Genomic DNA, 17,990 nt, shown 5'->3' with positions numbered 1-17,990 from the left:
GCGTCAGGGCGTAGAATGCGCCGCCTTGCGCATCAACATCTTTGGACGTTTCGCCCTTGAATTCCGTGACTGACCGCCCCGCCGCTATTTCCCTCACCCGCCCGGCCCGGGTTCGCCTGGAGCTGAAAAACCTGCTCGGCCTGGCCTTGCCGATCATGATCGCGCAACTGGCGACCACCGCCATGGGCTTCGTCGATGCGGTGATGGCGGGCCGGGTCGGGCCACGGGATCTGGCGGCGGTGGCGCTGGGCAACTCGATCTGGGTGCCAGTGTTTCTGTTGATGACCGGCACGCTGCTGGCTACTACCCCGAAAGTCGCCCAGCGTTTCGGCGCTGGCACCCACAGCGAAATCGGCCCGATCGTGCGCCAGGCACTGTGGCTGGCATTGGTGGTGGGGTTGATGGCGACCGGCATGCTGTTCAGCGCCGAACCGATTCTGCACATCATGAAGGTCGATCCCGAATTGATTGGCCCGTGCATGCAATACCTGCATGGCATCGCCAGCGGTTTGCCCGCCGTCGCGTTCTACCATGTGCTGCGCTGCTTCAGTGACGGCCTGGGGCGCACGCGTCCGGCCATGGTGTTGGGTCTGTGCGGGCTGGCGCTGAACATTCCGCTGAACTACGTCTTCATCTATGGCCACTTCGGTGTGCCGGCCATGGGCGGTGTCGGTTGCGGCTGGGCCACGGCGATCGTGATGTGGGTGATGGCCCTGGGCATGGCCGGGTGGGAGCGCTGGGCGCCGGCGTATCAGTCGAGTGAGTTGTTCAGCCGTTTCGACTGGCCGCAATGGTCGGTGATCAAACGCCTGCTGGGCATCGGCCTGCCGATCGGCATCGCAGTGTTCGCCGAGTCGAGCATCTTCGCTGTCATTGCGCTGCTGATCGGCAGCCTCGGCGCGACGGTGGTGGCCGGGCACCAGATCGCGCTGAACTTCAGCTCGCTGGTGTTCATGATCCCCTACTCCCTGGGCATGGCCGTGACCGTGCGGGTCGGCCAGGCGCTCGGCCGTCAGGAACCGCGTGAAGCACGCTTCGCCGCCGGTGTCGGCATGGGCACGGCGCTGGCCTATGCGTGCATCTCCGCGAGCATGATGCTGTTACTGCGTGAACACATCGCAACGATCTACACGTCTGATCCGACGGTGATTCATGTCGCGGCAATGCTGATTGTGTATTCGGCGCTGTTCCAGTTTTCCGATGCGATCCAGGTGACGGCTGCCGGCGCGTTACGCGGCTATCAGGACACGCGGGTGACGATGATCCTGACGCTGTTCGCTTACTGGGGGATTGGTTTGCCGGTGGGTTACGCGTTGGGCCTGACCGATTGGTTCGGCGCGCCGAGCGGCCCGAGCGGGCTATGGCAGGGTTTGATCGTCGGCTTGAGTTGCGCGGCGCTGATGCTGTCGATCCGCCTGACGCGCAGTGCACGCAAGCGGATTCGCATCAGCCATTCGGCGGGTTAAGCGAGTTTCTTGCGGATCCAGTAGAGGTAGGTGCCTGCCTCTTCGTGCTGCGCCACCAGTTCGTGGTCGAGAAACACGCAGAATTTGGGAATGTCGCGACGGGTCGACGGGTCGGTGGCGATCACCTTGAGCAGGCCGCCGGGCACCAGGTCACGGATGTGCTGGTGCAGCATCATCACCGGTTCCGGGCAGTTGAGGCCGGTGGCGTCGAGGGTGCCGTCTACCGGCGTATCAATCATTTCACTCATGATTCACTCCTGAAACTTGCCGGCATTGTCGCGCATTGCCGGGTGTTCGGTCATCTGTGGCATAACGCCTTCCCTGTGGGAGCGAGCCTGCTCGCGATAGCGGTGTATCAGTCAACAAAGATGTTGAATGTAATGGCCTCATCGCGAGCAGGCTCGCTCCCACAGGGGTCCGCGTGTATCAGCGGGACTTGGGTTTCTTTACGTCGATCCGGCGCAGGTGGCAGGTCACTTCTTCACGGTCGTGATACAGCTGTTTGCAGCCGATCTCGACCCGAATGCCGCGTTCCTTGAACCCGTCGGCGATGCGTTCCAGCAAGCGCTTCACTTCGGCGTAACGCTGTTTCATCGGCAGTTTGAGGTTGACCACCGCTTCGCGGCAATGCCCCTCGCCAATCCACTCTTCCAGCATCGCGGCGTTACGCGCCGGTTTCTCGACGATGTCGCAGACCATCCAGTCCACCGGTTGCTTGGGCTTGAAGGTGAAACCGTCAGCCATCAAGTGTTGCACCAGACCGGTGTCCATCAGGCTTTCGGCCATCGGACCGTTGTCGATCGCGGTCACCAGCATGCCGCGATTGACCAGTTGCCAGGTCCAGCCGCCGGGTGCGGCGCCGAGGTCGACACCCGTCATGTCGCTGTGCAGACGCTCATCCCACTGATCACGCGGGATGAAATGGTGCCACGCCTCTTCCAGTTTCAGCGTCGAACGGCTCGGCGCCTCACGCGGAAACTTCAGGCGCGGAATGCCCATCGGCCACATCGCCGAGTTGTTCGACTCGGCCAGCCCCATGAACACTTCGCGGCCACTTTTGAAGGTCAGCAGCAAACGCGGCTTGTGGGCGTCTTCCACCAGTTTGCCAGCGGCCATCAGCGCCTTGCGCAGGTGGCCTTCGAACTTCTTGCAGAAGTTCGACAGTTCCTTGCCATCGTTGGTGTCGACCATTTCCAGCCACAGGCTGCCGCACAGCGGGAAGTCCGCCATGTGCGCGAGGATCACGCTGATGCGGTCGGTTTCCGGCAGATCGATGAAGATCCCGCGAGCCCACTGCCGCGGGAAGATCAGATCGGCGAAACGCTGGCCACGCATCAGGCGCTCGGCGCCGTCTTCTTCGGTGCAGATGAATTCGGCGCAGGCGCTGGCGGTCTTGGCCTTGGCATAACCGGCCACGTTCAGCCGCGCGGCGTGTTCGGAAATCTCGGAACAGACTTCGCCTTCGAAGCCCGGCCGGCAATGCATAAAGAGGGTGTTCATTCTTACTCCTGGGCAGATGGCGAGAAATTCAACCACTGCGCGATGCCCAGACTTGCGTTGAAGCAAAGCCTGTCACGAAAACGGGCGCATGATAGCCGAGTTCGGAACCTTGGACTTGGCCATAGAGTCCAGTTATTAGCTTTAACGAATGAACAGGGCTAGGTTAAAGGCTCTGTCTGTCCCGTCAGTCCGTAGCCGTGCGGACTCAAAGGAGTCATTTCAATGCCGTCCCTCGATAGCCTGAAAACCCTTAAAACCTTACAAGTTGACGACAAGACCTATCACTATTTCAGCTTGCCGGATGCCGCCAAAAGCCTGGGCGACCTGGACAAGCTGCCAATGTCGTTGAAAGTGCTGCTGGAAAACCTGCTGCGCTGGGAAGATGAAAAAACCGTCACCGGCGCCGACCTCAGGGCGATTGCCGCCTGGCTCAAGGAGCGTCGCTCCGACCGTGAAATTCAATACCGTCCCGCGCGGGTATTAATGCAGGACTTTACCGGCGTTCCCGCCGTGGTCGACCTGGCCGCCATGCGCGCCGCCATGGCCAAGGCGGGTGGCGACCCGCAGCGAATCAATCCGCTCTCCCCCGTGGATCTGGTGATCGACCACTCGGTGATGGTCGACAAATTCGCCAGTGCCAGCGCCTTCGAACAGAACGTCGACATCGAAATGCAACGCAATGGTGAACGTTATGCGTTCCTGCGCTGGGGCCAAAGCGCCTTCGACAACTTCAGCGTGGTACCGCCGGGCACCGGCATCTGTCACCAGGTGAATCTGGAATACCTGGGGCGCACGGTCTGGACCAAGGACGAGGACGGGCGCACGTATGCCTTCCCCGACACCCTGGTCGGCACCGACTCCCACACCACCATGATCAACGGCCTCGGCGTGCTCGGCTGGGGCGTCGGCGGGATTGAAGCGGAAGCAGCGATGCTTGGCCAACCGGTGTCGATGCTGATCCCGGAAGTGATCGGCTTCAAGCTCACCGGCAAGCTCAAGGAAGGCATCACCGCCACCGACCTGGTGCTGACCGTCACCCAGATGCTGCGCAAGAAAGGCGTGGTCGGCAAATTCGTCGAGTTCTACGGTGACGGCCTCGACGACCTGCCGCTGGCCGACCGCGCGACCATCGCCAACATGGCCCCGGAATACGGCGCCACCTGCGGCTTCTTCCCGGTGGACGACATCACCCTGGAATACCTGCGTTTATCCGGTCGCCCCAGCGCAACCGTGAAACTGGTCGAGTCCTACAGCAAAGCCCAGGGCCTGTGGCGTCTGCCGGGCCAGGAACCGGCGTTCACCGACAGCCTGGCGCTGGACATGGGCAGCGTCGAAGCCAGCCTTGCCGGGCCGAAACGCCCACAGGACCGGGTATCGCTGCCGAATGTCGCGCAAGCGTTCAGTGATTTCGTCGACCTGCAATTCAAACCCACCAGCAAGGAAGTCGGTCGTCTTGAAAGTGAAGGCGGCGGTGGCGTTGCGGTGGGCAATGCCGATCTGGCCGGTGAAGCCGACTACGAATACGACGGTCAGACCTATCGATTGAAAAACGGCGCGGTAGTTATCGCCGCGATCACCTCCTGCACCAACACCTCCAACCCAAGCGTGATGATGGCAGCCGGCCTGGTGGCGAAGAAAGCCGTGGAAAAAGGCCTCAAGCGCAAACCGTGGGTCAAGAGTTCGCTGGCCCCAGGCTCGAAAGTGGTCACCGACTACTACAAGGCTGCCGGCCTGACCCAGTACCTTGATGAACTGGGTTTTGCCCTGGTCGGCTACGGCTGCACCACCTGCATCGGCAACTCCGGGCCATTGGCGGAGCCGATCGAAAAAGCCATTCAGGCTGCCGACCTGACCGTTGCCTCGGTGCTGTCGGGTAACCGCAACTTCGAAGGTCGCGTGCATCCGCTGGTGAAAACCAACTGGCTGGCCTCGCCGCCGCTGGTCGTCGCCTATGCGCTGGCCGGTACGGTGCGCATCGACATCAGCAGCGAGCCGTTGGGTACCGACAAAGAGGGCAATCTGGTTTATCTGCGGGACATCTGGCCAAGCACCAAAGAGATTGCCGACGCGGTGAACCAGGTCAACACCGCGATGTTCCACAAGGAATACGCCGAAGTGTTTGCCGGCGACGAGCAATGGCAGGCGATTGAAGTGCCGCAAGCGGCGACCTATGTCTGGCAGGACGATTCGACTTACATCCAGCACCCACCGTTCTTCGATGACATCGGCGGCCCGCCGCCGGTGGTCAAGGACGTCGCCGGTGCCAGAGTCCTCGCATTGCTCGGCGATTCGGTGACCACCGACCACATCTCCCCGGCCGGCAACATCAAGGCCGACAGCCCCGCTGGACACTACCTGCGCGAGAAAGGCGTGGAACCACGGGACTTCAACTCCTATGGCTCGCGTCGCGGCAACCACGAAGTGATGATGCGCGGCACCTTTGCCAACATCCGCATTCGTAACGAAATGCTCGGCGGCGAAGAAGGCGGCAATACGATTTACATTCCCACCGGGGAGAGGATGCCGATCTACGATGCGGCCATGCGTTATCAAGCCTCGGGCACGCCGCTGGTGGTGATTGCCGGGCAAGAATATGGCACCGGCTCGAGTCGTGACTGGGCGGCCAAGGGCACCAATCTGCTGGGGGTCAAAGCGGTCATTGCCGAAAGTTTCGAACGGATTCACCGCTCCAATCTGGTGGGCATGGGCGTGTTGCCGTTGCAGTTCAAGCTGGATCAAAACCGCAAGAGCCTGAACCTGACCGGCAAGGAGACGCTGGATATTCTGGGTTTGACCGGCGTCGAGCTGACGCCGCGGATGAACCTGACACTGGTGATCACCCGTGAAGACGGCAGCCGCGAGAAAGTCGAGGTGTTGTGCCGGATCGATACCCTTAATGAAGTGGAGTACTTCAAATCAGGGGGGATTTTGCATTACGTGTTGCGACAGTTGATTGCCTCGTAACAGCCTGCTGACACAGACACCGCCTTCGGGCGGTGTTTTTGTTTGTGGGGGTGCACTTCTCTATAATTGCTCGCCACTTAATGGGCGTCGCTCAACATGCCGTGCCCGCCACAAAATCCCTGTGGGAGCGAGCTTGCTCGCGATAGCTTACTAACAGTCGACATCAATGTTGAATGATATGGCCTCATCGCGAGCAAGCTCGCTCCCACATGGATAGAGTCGCCCTGCAAATTTATGGACACAAGGACTTCACATGATTGCTCTGCCATGGAACTACCTGGCCCTTCTCTCCCTCGGCTATGGCCTGGCACTGATCTACGGCCAACTCGGCTGGCTGGCCGTAATCTCCGTCGCATTGTTGCTGTTCACAGGTTTCGCCGTGCGCCAGCAAAAGGTTCAAGCCGGCCGCTACCTCGGTCATGGGGTGTTCTTCGTTCTGGTCCTGGCACTGGCGATGCACTGGCTTCCCGGTTTCTACAACGGTCGTGGTCTCGCCCCTCAGCAATTCACCGACGATGCCGTGCCGTTTTTCATGTACCTGAATCAGGACAAACCCCTGATCGGGTTCTGGCTTTTGCTGGTCTGCCCGTGGATTGTCGGCCGACGTTCGCTTCGCCTTTCCATCTATGCCACCGCGCTGGGGCTGACGTTGAGCGCCGTGCTGGCCTTGGGTGGCGCGCTGTTGCTGGGCGTGATCAGCTGGGCACCGAAGTGGCCGGATCAAGCCTGGTTGTGGGCGCTTAACAATCTGCTGCTGGTGACCCTGGTCGAGGAAGCGCTATTTCGCGGCTACATCCAGGGCGGTCTGACCCGGCACTTCAAAAACCTGCCCTACGGTGAGAACCTCGCCCTGCTCCTCGCATCGCTACTGTTCGGCCTGGTGCATGTGGGCGCCGGCTGGCAATGGGTGTTGCTGGCGAGCCTGGCAGGTGTCGGCTATGGTCTGGCCTACCGTTTTGGTGGCTTGGGTGCGGCCATCGCCACCCATTTCGGCTTGAACCTGCTGCATTTCGGGCTGTTCACCTATCCGATGCTCGCCGGGTGACGCAATGGTCGTTTTGCGACGAACCACTGATTATTGAAAAATTATTTCAATAAATTCCCGATCATGCCGACACCCTGTCAAAGCCTTGCGGATTGAAAAAGCCATGCGTAACAACCAACCCACTACACAACGCGAACGGACCTTCCCGGCTCAGCAACGGTTGATTTCCACCACCGATGCCAAGGGCGTGATCACCTACTGCAACGACGCTTTCGTCGAGATCAGTGGGTATTCTCGTGAAGAGCTGATCCGTGCGCCGCATAACCTGGTCCGTCACCCTGACGTCCCGGCCGCGGTGTTCGCACACATGTGGGGCACACTGAAACAAGGCTTGCCATGGATGGGCATTGTCAAGAATCGCTGCAAGACCGGTGATCATTACTGGGTTAACGCCTATGCCACACCGGTTTTCGAAGGCAATCAGGTGGTCGGTTACGAATCGGTGCGGGTCAAACCCACCGCCGAGCAGATCCGCCGTGCCGAAGCGCTCTACCAACGCATCAACCAGGGCAAGTCGGCGATTCCTTCAACGGACAAATGGCTGCCGGTGCTGCAGGACTGGCTGCCATTCATCCTCGTCAGCCAGCTGAGCTTCATGATCGGTGCGTCGCTCAATTCCCAATGGGGTTTTGCGCTGGCCGCCGGCCTGTCGGTGCCATTGGGTCTGTTGGGGTTGAGCTGGCAACAGCGCGGCCTCAAGCGTCTGCTGCATCTGGCCGGGCAGACCACCTCCGACCCGCTGATCGCGCAGATGTACACCGACAGTCGAGGCGCTCAAGCACGCCTGGAGATGTCGATCCTCAGCCAGGAAGCCCGCCTGAAAACCTGCCTGACCCGTCTGCAGGACACCGCCGAGCACCTGAGCGACCAAGCGAAACAGTCCGACACCCTGGCGCATAACAGCTCCAACGGTCTGGAACGCCAACGCGTCGAAACCGAGCAAGTGGCCACCGCCGTCAATCAGATGGCCGCCACCACGCAGGAAGTCGCCAGCCACGTGCAGCGCACGGCTGATGCGACTCAGGAAGCCAATCGCCTGACCGGTCGCGGCCGCGACATCGCCGGGGAAACCCGCGAAGCCATCCAGCGCCTGTCGGTGGTGGTCGGTGAAACCGGTCTGACCGTGACCCAACTGGCCAAGGACAGCGACGAAATCGGTGGCGTGGTCGATGTGATCAAAGGCATCGCCGACCAGACCAACCTGCTGGCCTTGAACGCCGCCATCGAAGCGGCCCGTGCCGGTGAGATGGGTCGTGGCTTTGCGGTGGTCGCCGACGAAGTCCGTCAACTGGCGCAACGCACCAGCGAATCCACCGGGCAGATCCACGCCCTGATCGCCAAGCTCCAGCAAACCGCCAGCACGGCGGTGCAAACCATGGAAGCCGGGCATCGCCAGGCCGAAGAAGGTGTGGCGCGGGTTCTGGAAGCGGATCAGGCACTGGTGGGGATCAGCGAAGCAGTGGCCAACATCACCGACATGACCACCCAGATCGCTGCGGCTACCGAAGAGCAAAGCGCTGTCGCTGAAGAAATCAGCCGCAACATCAGCAACATCTCGCACCTGGCGGATCAGACCTCGGAACAGGCGCAACACTCGGCGTTGTTGAGTGAAGAACTGACGAAGACGGCGAATACTCAGTATTCGTTGGTGGAGCGGTTTAACCGCTGATCTCTGCAAGCAGGGCAAAAACCCGGAAGGTGATACTTCCGGGTTTTTTATTGCGTCATGGAAAGCATTACCGAGATGCACGATTGGACGCTGGCAAGCGTCATACATATCTAAAACCCGGTGTATAGCTGTCAGGTTTGACAGTAGACGCACCCGCATGGGCGGGATATCAATCGAGTGCCGACATACCCGTCGGCATTTGCTTCATACCCATGTGGACAGGGAAGGATTTCGCAATGAGCACAAAAGATATTTTCATCCCGAAAGAGAACAGCATTCAGGCACCAGGAAACGATTTTCACTGGAACTTGGGGGCTGACCCGGTCTACGCCGGACGTACCGCTTTTTACCACAGTCTGTTCGAACCGACCGGCGAAAGCAGCTGGGTTTTCACCGGCTCTAATGGCTCGAGCGATGCAGAGAACTTCTTCAGTTTTCTATTGAAGGTGCCTTACATCGACGACAACGTGCTGGAATACACCTACAAGCTCGGGGACGGGAAGGGTCTGTATGTTTCCCATATACACTCGATTCCCGCCCCTGACGGGTACATCGGCTTCGGAAATGTCGATGCAGATGATGCCGAACTGACCATCAGGCTCGACCCCGTCAACGGCACGGTCCAAGGCGATTTCAACGCTCTATTCAAATCCCATGGTTATCGTCTGTTTCCACAAGGCATATTCAAATTGATAAGGGACGATCAATGAAGGATGTCGTCTGCTAAAGCGCTATCGCGAGCAGGCTCGCTCCCACAGGGATTTGTGCATTAACACAATTTATTGTGGGAGCGAACTTGCTCGCGATGAGGCCCAAAGCAACACTAAACCGTTCACAGAATAAACTGGGCCTCCTTGCTCGCCAAAACACCAACAGCATACAAACGCATGACTGTCTAGCTGTTAGTTCTGACAGTAGACGCACGAAGCATCACCTTGAATACTAAGAAATACCAAAAAAGGCACTCAATATTTTATTCATTAAAAAGGTGATCACTCATGGCGAACTACAATTTGATTTTCCCTGAAACCCATAAAACCCTAGCGCCTGGCGACCAGTTCGACTGGACGATTGACGATTGACGATACAAAAACAAGTGCCGAACACGCCAACTTTTATCTACTCAACAATAGCAAAGTCTGGCATTTAAGCGGAGGCAATGGATCAGGGGTTGCCGGCAATCGCTACAGCTTCACCATATCCATCGATTACATTGACGATAATATACTGGAGGGCCTTTATACCTTGAACGACAAGATGCAATTTTCTCACGGCTATTCGGTACCCCACCCAGGAGGAGGCGCTCCTGGCATCGCCATTGTCGGCGCAGATGAAGCAACGGTCTTTATCCGTATCGACCCCCTCAAAGGTGTCGCGCAAGGCACGTTCAACGCCAGAGTCCAGAGCCGCGACGGCAAGACAATTAATCCCAAGGGCACCTTTTTGTTAAACTTAACAAGACAGCCTTGATTCATCCTCGATGAGCAGGGACTTTTTTGATGCTAAAGGTGTTTTATTACTCATTTTTAGCATCAATAAACTCCAGACTATAAGGTACGAACAGCTCACGCTCGAGCGCCTTATAACATTTTCCTTTTAAAGTAATATCAAGCTATCCGTTCACGGCAGCAATAAAGTCCGCCACTTTTTCGGAGACTGACACCAAATGCTGCTCATGCGTAAACCCGGACGCCTTCAACGGCTTCAAATCATGATCCCCCGCCGCCAGCCAGAACACCTCAATCCCCGGTGACAATGTGTAAGCCTCGACCGCTTCACGATTCCCCAATGCATCCCGTTCGCCCTGAACAATCAAAGTCCGGGTCTTGAGCGCGGCCAAATGTTCGACTCGGGGTTTCTCCGGTTTACCGACGGCATAAAAGGGATAGCCGAGACACACCAGCGCATCCACCCCCAACTCATCCGCCAAAAGACTCGCCATCCGCCCGCCCATCGACTTGCCGCCAATGGCCAGACGTCCAGCGACATGGCGTCGCACCACGGCATACACCTCACGCCAGCACTCGAGCAGTTTCGGGGCCGGGTTCGGTGGACGTTTACCCCCATCAACACGCCGTTGCGCCATGTACGGAAACTCGAAGCGCAGCACATTGACGCCTTGAGCAGCAAGGCGCGCAGCCATGTCGTTCATCCAGCCGCTGTCCATCGGCGCACCAGCGCCATGGGCGAGAATCAGCGTCGCCGATGCCGGCACTGACGCGGCATTCCACAACCATCCATGATCCTGCACACACCGCGCCCATTGATCCCCGTCAATACTGGCCTTGTGCTCTTTGTCCATGCTTGCCTCGCTTTTAGTCTGCCTATAACTCCAGGCGAAGGGAGCGTCTGCCGTGCGGCTTACTCGCAAAGACAGGCCTTCACTTCGGCTGAACCGTGGATGGGGAACCATGAACACTTCTATCAGTACCGCCTACAACTACAAGGTGGTCCGCCAATTCGCCATTATGACGGTGGTGTGGGGCATCGTCGGTATGGGGCTCGGGGTTTTTCTCGCGGCTCAATTGGTCTGGCCTGAACTCAACTTCAATCTGCCGTGGACCAGCTTCGGGCGTCTGCGCCCGTTGCACACCAACGCAGTGATCTTCGCCTTCGGCGGTTGCGCCCTGTTCGCCAGTTCGTTCTATTCGGTGCAACGCACCTGCCAGACACAACTGTTTGCGCCAAAAATCGCCGCGTTCTGCTTCTGGGGCTGGCAAGTAGTGATTCTGCTGGCGGCTATCAGCCTGCCGCTGGGTTACACCAGTTCCAAGGAATATGCCGAGCTGGAATGGCCGATCGACATCCTGATCACCATCGTCTGGGTCGCCTACGCCGTGGTGTTCTTCGGCACGCTGGCCAAGCGCAAGACCAAGCACATCTACGTCGGCAACTGGTTCTTCGGTGCGTTCATCATCACCGTGGCGATTCTGCACATCGTCAACAATCTTGAACTGCCGGTGAGTTTCACCAAGTCCTACTCGGTGTACGCCGGTGCGACCGATGCCATGGTTCAGTGGTGGTACGGCCACAACGCCGTGGGCTTTTTCCTGACCGCCGGTTTCCTCGGGATGATGTACTACTTCGTGCCGAAACAGGCCGAGCGTCCGGTGTATTCCTATCGCTTGTCGATCGTGCACTTCTGGGCGCTGATCACCCTGTACATCTGGGCCGGTCCGCACCACTTGCACTACACCGCGCTGCCGGACTGGGCACAGTCGCTGGGCATGGTGATGTCGCTGATCCTGCTGGCACCGAGCTGGGGCGGGATGATCAACGGCATGATGACGCTCTCGGGCGCCTGGCATAAGTTGCGCAGCGACCCGATCCTGCGCTTCCTCGTGGTCTCGCTGGCGTTCTACGGCATGTCGACCTTCGAAGGGCCGATGATGGCCATCAAAACGGTCAACGCCCTCTCCCACTACACCGACTGGACCATCGGCCACGTTCACGCCGGCGCCCTCGGTTGGGTAGCGATGATCTCGATCGGCGCGCTGTACCACATGATCCCGAAAATCTTTGGCCGCACGCAGATGCACAGCATCGGCCTGATCAACGCGCACTTCTGGCTCGCGACCATCGGCACCGTGCTGTACATCGCGTCGATGTGGGTCAACGGCATCGCCCAGGGCCTCATGTGGCGCGCTATCAATGAAGACGGCACGCTGACCTACTCCTTCGTCGAAACCCTGGTGGCCAGCCACCCAGGCTTCGTCGTGCGGCTGGTAGGCGGTGCGATCTTCTTCAGTGGCATGTTGCTGATGGCCTACAACACCTGGCGCACCGTGCGGGCCTCGCAGCCTGCCGAAGTCGCCGCTGCCGCGCAGATCGCCTGAGGAGGCCGCCATGAAACACGAAACAATCGAGAAAAACGTCGGCCTGCTGATGTTGCTGATGGTGCTGGCCGTGAGCATTGGCGGTCTGACCCAGATCGTCCCGCTGTTCTTCCAGGACGTGACCAATAAACCGGTGGAAGGCATGAAGCCCTACACCGCGCTGCAACTGGAAGGTCGCGACATCTACATCCGCGAAGGCTGCGTCGGTTGCCACTCGCAGATGATCCGTCCGTTCCGCGCCGAGACCGAACGCTACGGCCACTACTCGGTGGCCGGTGAAAGCGTCTGGGATCACCCGTTCCTGTGGGGCTCGAAACGTACCGGTCCGGACCTCGCCCGGGTCGGCGGTCGCTACTCCGAAGACTGGCACCGCGCGCACTTGTACAACCCGCGCAACGTGGTGCCGGAATCGAAAATGCCCGGCTATCCATGGCTGGTGGCCAATCAACTCGACAGCAGCCACACCGAAACCAAGATCCGCGCCATGCGCACGTTGGGCGTGCCGTACACCGACGACGACATCACAGGCGCTGTCGCCTCGCTCAAGGGCAAGACCGAAATGGACGCACTGGTCGCTTACCTGCAAGTGCTCGGCACATCCATCAAGAGCAAGAGGTGAGCCATGCCCTTTGAAATAATGAGTGAGATGAGCAGTGGAATGATCCGCGGCCTGGGCACGGTCGTGGTGTTCGTAGCCTTCGTCGGCCTGACGCTGTGGGTGTTCAACAGTAAGCGCAACCCGGAATTCGCCGAAGCGCGTTTGCTGCCGTTCGCCGATGAACCGCTACCCGATGACGCCACCCAAGAACCTGAAACAAGGAGTACCCGGCCATGACCACCTTCTGGAGTACGTGGATCTGCGTACTGACCATCGGCAGCCTGATCGGCCTGACCTGGCTGCTGATCGGCACCCGCAAGGGCGAAACCAAGGGCAGCGTCGACCAGACCATGGGCCACAGCTTCGACGGCATCGAGGAGTACGACAACCCGCTGCCGCAGTGGTGGTTCATGCTGTTCGCCGGCACGCTGGTATTTGCCGTGGGCTATCTGGTGCTGTACCCCGGCCTGGGCAACTGGAAAGGCATTCTGCCGGGTTACGAGGACGGTTGGACCGGCGTCCACGAGTGGGAAAAGGAGATGAACAAGGCCGATGCGAAGTTCGGGCCGATCTTCGCCAAATTCGCGGCGATGCCCGTGGAAGAGGTGGCCCAGGACCCGCAAGCGTTGAAAATGGGCGGTCGCCTGTTTGCCTCCAATTGCGCGGTCTGCCACGGCTCGGATGCCAAGGGCGCCTTTGGCTTTCCGAACCTGACGGACACCAGCTGGCGCTGGGGCGGCAACGCCGACACCATCAAAGCCACGATCATGGGTGGTCGCATGGCGGCGATGCCGGCCTGGGGTGAAATCCTTGGTGATGCTGGCGTGAAGAACGTCGCGGCTTATGTGCGCCATGACCTGGCCGGCCTGCCGTTGGCTGCCGACAGCGGTGCCGACCTGCACGCCGGACAGCAAACGTTCAGCACTATGTGCGTAGCCTGTCATGGGGCAAACGGCCAGGGCACTGAAGCCATGGGCGCGCCGAATCTGACGCAACCGGCCGGTTTTATCTACGGGACAAGCCTGGCGCAACTGCAACAGACGATTCGTCATGGTCGCCAGGGCCATATGCCGGCGCAGAACGAAATGCTCGGCAACGACAAGGTGCAACTGCTGGCCGCTTACGTTTACAGCTTGTCTCATGGGCTGAACACCGAGCGTTTGCAGGCTGAAGGCAAACACGAATAAATCTCGACCGCTCTGCTGCCGCATTCTCCCGGATGCGGCAGTTCCCTGCCCCTTTGCGACCAAGTGTCGCACCCCTCCGTTGGTCCTCCTTTCGGTTCACCAGATTCGGGTCTAAGCTTCCCCCGATGCGGACTGGCATGAGCCGGTTCCAGGTCGACCCAACCCGATGTGTTCGACGAATCTGCTCGATGACAGGCCGCAAAGGCTGGTAGATACCGGCTGTCGTGCCAATTGCCATCTGTCACCCGATCGTTGCGTTTGAACACACCCCGTTACATCCGACCTGACCCCCTCACCATTTTCGTCCGCTGCGACATTTTGCCCTTGGGCAATTTTGTCCCTACGCGGCGCATGGAAAGGCCGCAGAATCAGCTTTTGAAAGCATTGACCCAGGTCATGGCGCGTTGCAATGACCCCCCGCTTTCTCCATACTTGCGGCCGATTTTTACTCCTAATAAAACACCCAAACCGTGGAACCTTAGAATGAGCACAGCAATCAGTCCGACTGCTTATAACTATAAGGTAGTCCGCCAGTTCGCCATCATGACGGTGGTCTGGGGGATCCTTGGCATGGGGCTTGGTGTCTTCATCGCCTCACAGCTTGTATGGCCGGAATTGAACTTCGGTCTGCCGTGGACGACTTTTGGACGCTTACGCCCGTTGCACACCAACCTGGTGATTTTCGCCTTCGGTGGTTGTGCTCTGTTTGCCACTTCTTATTACGTCGTGCAGCGAACCTGCCAAACGCGACTGATTTCCGACAGCCTCGCCGCCTTCACCTTCTGGGGTTGGCAAGCGGTGATCGTCGGCGCGATCATTACCTTGCCGTTGGGTTACACCACCACCAAGGAATACGCGGAACTGGAATGGCCCCTGGCTATTCTGCTGGCCATCGTCTGGGTTACTTACGGTCTGGTGTTCTTCGGCACCATCACCAAGCGCAAAACCAAGCACATCTATGTGGGTAACTGGTTCTACGGTGCCTTCATCGTTGTGACCGCGATGTTGCACATCGTCAACCACGCTTCCCTGCCGGTCAGTTTCTTCAAGTCCTACTCGGCCTACGCCGGTGCGACTGACGCGATGATCCAGTGGTGGTACGGCCACAACGCGGTGGGTTTCTTCCTGACCACCGGCTTCCTGGGGATGATGTACTACTTCGTTCCGAAGCAGGCCGAGCGTCCGATCTACTCCTATCGTCTGTCGATCGTGCACTTCTGGGCGCTGATCACCCTGTACATCTGGGCCGGTCCGCACCACCTGCACTACACCGCGCTGCCGGACTGGGCTCAGTCACTGGGCATGGCGATGTCGATCATCCTGCTGGCACCAAGCTGGGGCGGCATGATCAACGGCATGATGACCCTGTCGGGCGCCTGGCATAAGCTGCGCACCGACCCGATCCTGCGGTTCCTCGTTGTGTCGCTGGCCTTCTACGGCATGTCGACCTTCGAAGGCCCGATGATGGCCATCAAGACCGTCAACTCGCTGTCTCACTACACTGACTGGACCATCGGCCACGTACACGCCGGCGCCCTGGGCTGGGTAGCGATGATCTCGATCGGCGCGATCTACCACATGATCCCGAAACTGTTCGGTCGTGTGCAGATGCACAGCATCGGCCTCATCAACACGCACTTCTGGCTCGCGACCATCGGTACCGTTCTGTACATCGCTTCGATGTGGGTCAACGGCATCACCCAGGGTCTGATGTGGCGTGCAATCAACGACGACGGCACCCTCACCTACTCGTTCGTTGAAGCGCTGCAAGCCAGCCATCCTGGTTTCATCGTTCGCGCCCTGGGCGGTGCGTTCTTCGCCAGCGGCATGCTGTTCATGGCCTACAACGTATGGCGTACCGTACGTGCCTCGAACCCGGCTGAAGCCAAAGCTGCTGAACAGATTGCTGTAGTTGGAGCTCACTGATGAAGCATGAAGCAGTCGAGAAGAACATTGGCCTGCTGGCCTTCTTCATGGTTATCGCCGTCAGCATCGGCGGCCTGACCCAGATCGTTCCGCTGTTTTTCCAGGACGTCACCAACAAGCCGGTCGAAGGCATGAAGCCTCGCACCGCCCTTGAACTGGAAGGCCGCGACATCTACATCGCCAACGGTTGTGTCGGCTGCCACTCGCAGATGATCCGCCCGTTCCGCGCTGAAACCGAACGTTACGGCCACTACTCGGTCGCCGGTGAAAGCGTCTGGGATCACCCGTTCCTGTGGGGTTCCAAACGTACCGGTCCGGACCTGGCCCGTGTTGGCGGTCGTTACTCCGATGACTGGCAGCGTGCGCATTTGTACAACCCGCGCAACGTGGTGCCTGAGTCGAAAATGCCGGCCTACCCGTTCCTCGTGGAAAACAAGCTCGACGGCAAAGACACCGCCAAGAAAATGGAAGTCTTGCGCACGCTCGGCGTCCCTTACACCGACGAAGACATCGCCGGCGCCAAGGATGCTGTGAAGGGCAAAACCGAAATGGACGCGCTGGTGGCCTATCTGCAAGGCCTGGGCACCATCATCAAAAGCAAACGGTGATTTAGATGGATATCGGGATGATTCGTGGCCTGGGCACCGTTGTTGTGATGGTGGCCTTCATCGGTCTGGCGTTGTGGGTATTCAGTCCCAAGCGCAAGTCGGAGTTTGAAGACGCGACCTTGCTGCCTTTCGCGGATGATCCCGAAGCCATCAAGCACGTCGAGCAAGCTTCTAGGAGTAACAAAGAATGACTACGTTCTGGAGTCTGTACGTCACAGTCCTCAGTCTCGGCACGATCTTCGCCCTGACCTGGCTGCTGCTGTCCACCCGCAAGGGCCAGCGCAGCGAAGCCACCGAAGAAACGGTTGGCCACTCCTTCGACGGGATCGAGGAGTACGACAACCCACTGCCAAAATGGTGGTTCATGCTGTTCGTGGGCACCATCATCTTCGCCCTGGGCTACCTGGTGCTGTACCCGGGCCTGGGCAATTGGAAAGGCCTGTTGCCGGGTTATAACTACCTCGATAACGACAAGCAGACCGCGTTCGCCAACGGCCAGAGCGGCTGGACCGGCGTTCACGAGTGGGAAAAGGAAATGGCCAAGTCGGACGCCAAGTTCGGCCCGATCTTCGCCAAGTTCGCTTCCATGCCGATCGAAGAAGTTGCCAAGGACCCGCAAGCCCTGAAGATGGGTGGCCGCCTGTTCGCCTCCAACTGCTCGGTCTGCCACGGTTCCGATGCCAAGGGCGCGTATGGCTTCCCTAACCTGACCGACGCCGACTGGCGCTGGGGCGGCGAAGCGCAAACCATCAAGACCACCATCATGGGCGGTCGTCACGCGGTCATGCCGGCGTGGGCAGAAGTGATCGGCGAGCAAGGCGTTGCGAACGTTGCCGCGTTCGTACTGACCAACCTCGATGGCCGCAAGTTGCCGGAAGGCACCAAGGCTGACCCGGTAGCTGGCCAGAAGCTGTTCGCTGCCAACTGCGCGGTGTGCCACGGTCCGGAAGGCAAAGGCACGCCAGCGATGGGCGCGCCTAACCTGACCCACCCGGCAGCGTTCATCTACGGTTCGAGCTTCGCTCAACTGCAGCAGACCATCCGTTACGGCCGTCAGGGCCAGATGCCTGCGCAAGAACAGCTGCAAGGCAACGACAAGGTTCACCTGCTGGCCGCTTACGTCTACAGCCTCTCTCACGGCGAGAAAGCGCCAGTGGCGGACGCCCAGTAAGGCAAACGCTTGAAGCAACA

The 17,990-nt window shown here is 59.2% G+C and carries 17 protein-coding genes; 14 read left to right on the top strand and 3 right to left on the bottom strand.

Going from position 1 to position 17,990, the window contains the following annotated elements; genetic code table 11:
- Positions 1-56: 56 nt before the first annotated feature.
- The gene (locus AC3IUE_RS09995; RefSeq protein WP_461997609.1) at positions 57-1,466 is read left to right on the top strand and encodes an MATE family efflux transporter; all 1,410 of its coding nucleotides are present in this window, start codon (positions 57-59) and stop codon (positions 1,464-1,466) included.
- Here the strand turns inward: AC3IUE_RS09995 and tusA are convergent.
- Together tusA and rlmM are read right to left on the bottom strand one after the other, a co-directional pair.
- Entirely contained in the window at positions 1,463-1,714 is a 252-nt protein-coding gene (gene tusA, locus AC3IUE_RS09990; protein ID WP_007907805.1) for a sulfurtransferase TusA, read from the bottom strand. The two genes, AC3IUE_RS09995 and tusA, sit on opposite strands and share 4 nt — an antisense overlap.
- A 178-nt stretch (positions 1,715-1,892) precedes the next feature.
- Positions 1,893-2,966 (bottom strand): 23S rRNA (cytidine(2498)-2'-O)-methyltransferase RlmM, encoded by a 1,074-nt coding sequence (gene rlmM / locus AC3IUE_RS09985; RefSeq protein WP_489267063.1) that lies wholly within the window; start codon positions 2,964-2,966, stop codon positions 1,893-1,895.
- A 222-nt stretch (positions 2,967-3,188) separates the two neighbouring features.
- Between rlmM and acnA the strand changes: the two genes are divergently transcribed.
- The 5 genes from acnA (at position 3,189) to AC3IUE_RS09960 (ending at position 10,114) form a co-directional block, all read left to right on the top strand.
- A complete protein-coding gene (gene acnA / locus AC3IUE_RS09980) occupies positions 3,189-5,930 on the top strand; it encodes an aconitate hydratase AcnA (protein ID WP_489267061.1) in 2,742 nt (913 codons plus the stop codon).
- A gap of 253 nt (positions 5,931-6,183) precedes the next feature.
- Entirely contained in the window at positions 6,184-6,975 is a 792-nt protein-coding gene (locus AC3IUE_RS09975) for a CPBP family intramembrane glutamic endopeptidase (protein WP_489267059.1), read from the top strand.
- A gap of 103 nt (positions 6,976-7,078) precedes the next feature.
- Positions 7,079-8,644, top strand: a complete 1,566-nt coding sequence (locus tag AC3IUE_RS09970) for a methyl-accepting chemotaxis protein (protein WP_489267057.1) — start codon at positions 7,079-7,081, stop codon at positions 8,642-8,644.
- Between the two features lie 236 nt (positions 8,645-8,880).
- Positions 8,881-9,354, top strand: coding sequence for a hypothetical protein (locus AC3IUE_RS09965; RefSeq protein ID WP_489267055.1), 474 nt, complete (start codon positions 8,881-8,883; stop codon positions 9,352-9,354).
- A gap of 361 nt (positions 9,355-9,715) precedes the next feature.
- On the top strand, positions 9,716-10,114 hold the full coding sequence (locus AC3IUE_RS09960; protein WP_489267053.1) for a hypothetical protein: 399 nt from the start codon (positions 9,716-9,718) through the stop codon (positions 10,112-10,114).
- Between the two features lie 142 nt (positions 10,115-10,256).
- Here the strand turns inward: AC3IUE_RS09960 and AC3IUE_RS09955 are convergent, their stop codons facing one another.
- Positions 10,257-10,946: an alpha/beta family hydrolase gene (locus AC3IUE_RS09955; RefSeq protein WP_489267051.1), complete on the bottom strand. Its 690-nt coding sequence runs from the start codon at positions 10,944-10,946 to the stop codon at positions 10,257-10,259.
- Between the two features lie 109 nt (positions 10,947-11,055).
- On the opposite strand from AC3IUE_RS09955, the gene ccoN (AC3IUE_RS09950) reads away from it, so the two are divergent.
- The 8 genes from ccoN (AC3IUE_RS09950) (at position 11,056) to ccoP (AC3IUE_RS09915) (ending at position 17,970) form a co-directional block, all read left to right on the top strand.
- Positions 11,056-12,480: a cytochrome-c oxidase, cbb3-type subunit I gene (gene ccoN, locus AC3IUE_RS09950; protein ID WP_056744275.1), complete on the top strand. Its 1,425-nt coding sequence runs from the start codon at positions 11,056-11,058 to the stop codon at positions 12,478-12,480.
- A 10-nt stretch (positions 12,481-12,490) separates the two neighbouring features.
- Positions 12,491-13,099: a cytochrome-c oxidase, cbb3-type subunit II gene (gene ccoO / locus AC3IUE_RS09945; protein ID WP_056744273.1), complete on the top strand. Its 609-nt coding sequence runs from the start codon at positions 12,491-12,493 to the stop codon at positions 13,097-13,099.
- 15 nt (positions 13,100-13,114) lie between these two features.
- Positions 13,115-13,315, top strand: a complete 201-nt coding sequence (locus AC3IUE_RS09940) for a cbb3-type cytochrome oxidase subunit 3 (RefSeq protein ID WP_177338877.1) — start codon at positions 13,115-13,117, stop codon at positions 13,313-13,315.
- On the top strand, positions 13,312-14,265 hold the full coding sequence (gene ccoP / locus AC3IUE_RS09935) for a cytochrome-c oxidase, cbb3-type subunit III (RefSeq protein WP_489267048.1): 954 nt from the start codon (positions 13,312-13,314) through the stop codon (positions 14,263-14,265). Before AC3IUE_RS09940 ends, ccoP (AC3IUE_RS09935) begins: the two co-directional genes overlap by 4 nt.
- Before the next feature lie 483 nt (positions 14,266-14,748).
- Positions 14,749-16,191 carry a cytochrome-c oxidase, cbb3-type subunit I gene (ccoN, locus tag AC3IUE_RS09930; protein ID WP_056744267.1) on the top strand — a complete coding sequence of 481 codons (1,443 nt, stop codon included), beginning with the start codon at positions 14,749-14,751 and terminating at the stop codon, positions 16,189-16,191.
- Positions 16,191-16,799 (top strand): cytochrome-c oxidase, cbb3-type subunit II, encoded by a 609-nt coding sequence (ccoO, locus tag AC3IUE_RS09925; RefSeq protein ID WP_018925301.1) that lies wholly within the window; start codon positions 16,191-16,193, stop codon positions 16,797-16,799. The genes ccoN (AC3IUE_RS09930) and ccoO (AC3IUE_RS09925) overlap by 1 nt, the downstream gene beginning before the upstream one ends.
- Before the next feature lie 5 nt (positions 16,800-16,804).
- Complete coding sequence (locus AC3IUE_RS09920) at positions 16,805-16,990, top strand: CcoQ/FixQ family Cbb3-type cytochrome c oxidase assembly chaperone (RefSeq protein ID WP_003175465.1); 186 nt, start codon at positions 16,805-16,807, stop codon at positions 16,988-16,990.
- Entirely contained in the window at positions 16,987-17,970 is a 984-nt protein-coding gene (gene ccoP, locus AC3IUE_RS09915; protein WP_046057052.1) for a cytochrome-c oxidase, cbb3-type subunit III, read from the top strand. Before AC3IUE_RS09920 ends, ccoP (AC3IUE_RS09915) begins: the two co-directional genes overlap by 4 nt.
- The last annotated feature ends 20 nt before the right edge of the window (positions 17,971-17,990 follow it).

The organism is Pseudomonas sp. GL_093 (assembly GCF_057837605.1).
The sequence above is the reverse complement of the archived record's forward strand: the minus strand, read 5'-3'. Positions and strand labels throughout refer to the sequence as shown.

Excerpts from the sequence above, each read along its gene's own strand:
- tusA (WP_007907805.1), bottom strand. The coding sequence starts at position 1,714 with ATGAGTGAAATGATTGATACGCCGGTAGACGGCACCCTCGACGCCACC.
- rlmM (WP_489267063.1), bottom strand. The coding sequence starts at position 2,966 with ATGAACACCCTCTTTATGCATTGCCGGCCGGGCTTCGAAGGCGAAGTC.
- acnA (WP_489267061.1), top strand. The coding sequence starts at position 3,189 with ATGCCGTCCCTCGATAGCCTGAAAACCCTTAAAACCTTACAAGTTGAC.
- AC3IUE_RS09975 (WP_489267059.1), top strand. The coding sequence starts at position 6,184 with ATGATTGCTCTGCCATGGAACTACCTGGCCCTTCTCTCCCTCGGCTAT.
- AC3IUE_RS09970 (WP_489267057.1), top strand. The coding sequence starts at position 7,079 with ATGCGTAACAACCAACCCACTACACAACGCGAACGGACCTTCCCGGCT.
- AC3IUE_RS09965 (WP_489267055.1), top strand. The coding sequence starts at position 8,881 with ATGAGCACAAAAGATATTTTCATCCCGAAAGAGAACAGCATTCAGGCA.
- AC3IUE_RS09955 (WP_489267051.1), bottom strand. The coding sequence starts at position 10,946 with ATGGACAAAGAGCACAAGGCCAGTATTGACGGGGATCAATGGGCGCGG.
- ccoN (WP_056744275.1), top strand. The coding sequence starts at position 11,056 with ATGAACACTTCTATCAGTACCGCCTACAACTACAAGGTGGTCCGCCAA.
- ccoO (WP_056744273.1), top strand. The coding sequence starts at position 12,491 with ATGAAACACGAAACAATCGAGAAAAACGTCGGCCTGCTGATGTTGCTG.
- ccoP (WP_489267048.1), top strand. The coding sequence starts at position 13,312 with ATGACCACCTTCTGGAGTACGTGGATCTGCGTACTGACCATCGGCAGC.
- ccoN (WP_056744267.1), top strand. The coding sequence starts at position 14,749 with ATGAGCACAGCAATCAGTCCGACTGCTTATAACTATAAGGTAGTCCGC.
- ccoO (WP_018925301.1), top strand. The coding sequence starts at position 16,191 with ATGAAGCATGAAGCAGTCGAGAAGAACATTGGCCTGCTGGCCTTCTTC.
- AC3IUE_RS09920 (WP_003175465.1), top strand. The coding sequence starts at position 16,805 with ATGGATATCGGGATGATTCGTGGCCTGGGCACCGTTGTTGTGATGGTG.
- ccoP (WP_046057052.1), top strand. The coding sequence starts at position 16,987 with ATGACTACGTTCTGGAGTCTGTACGTCACAGTCCTCAGTCTCGGCACG.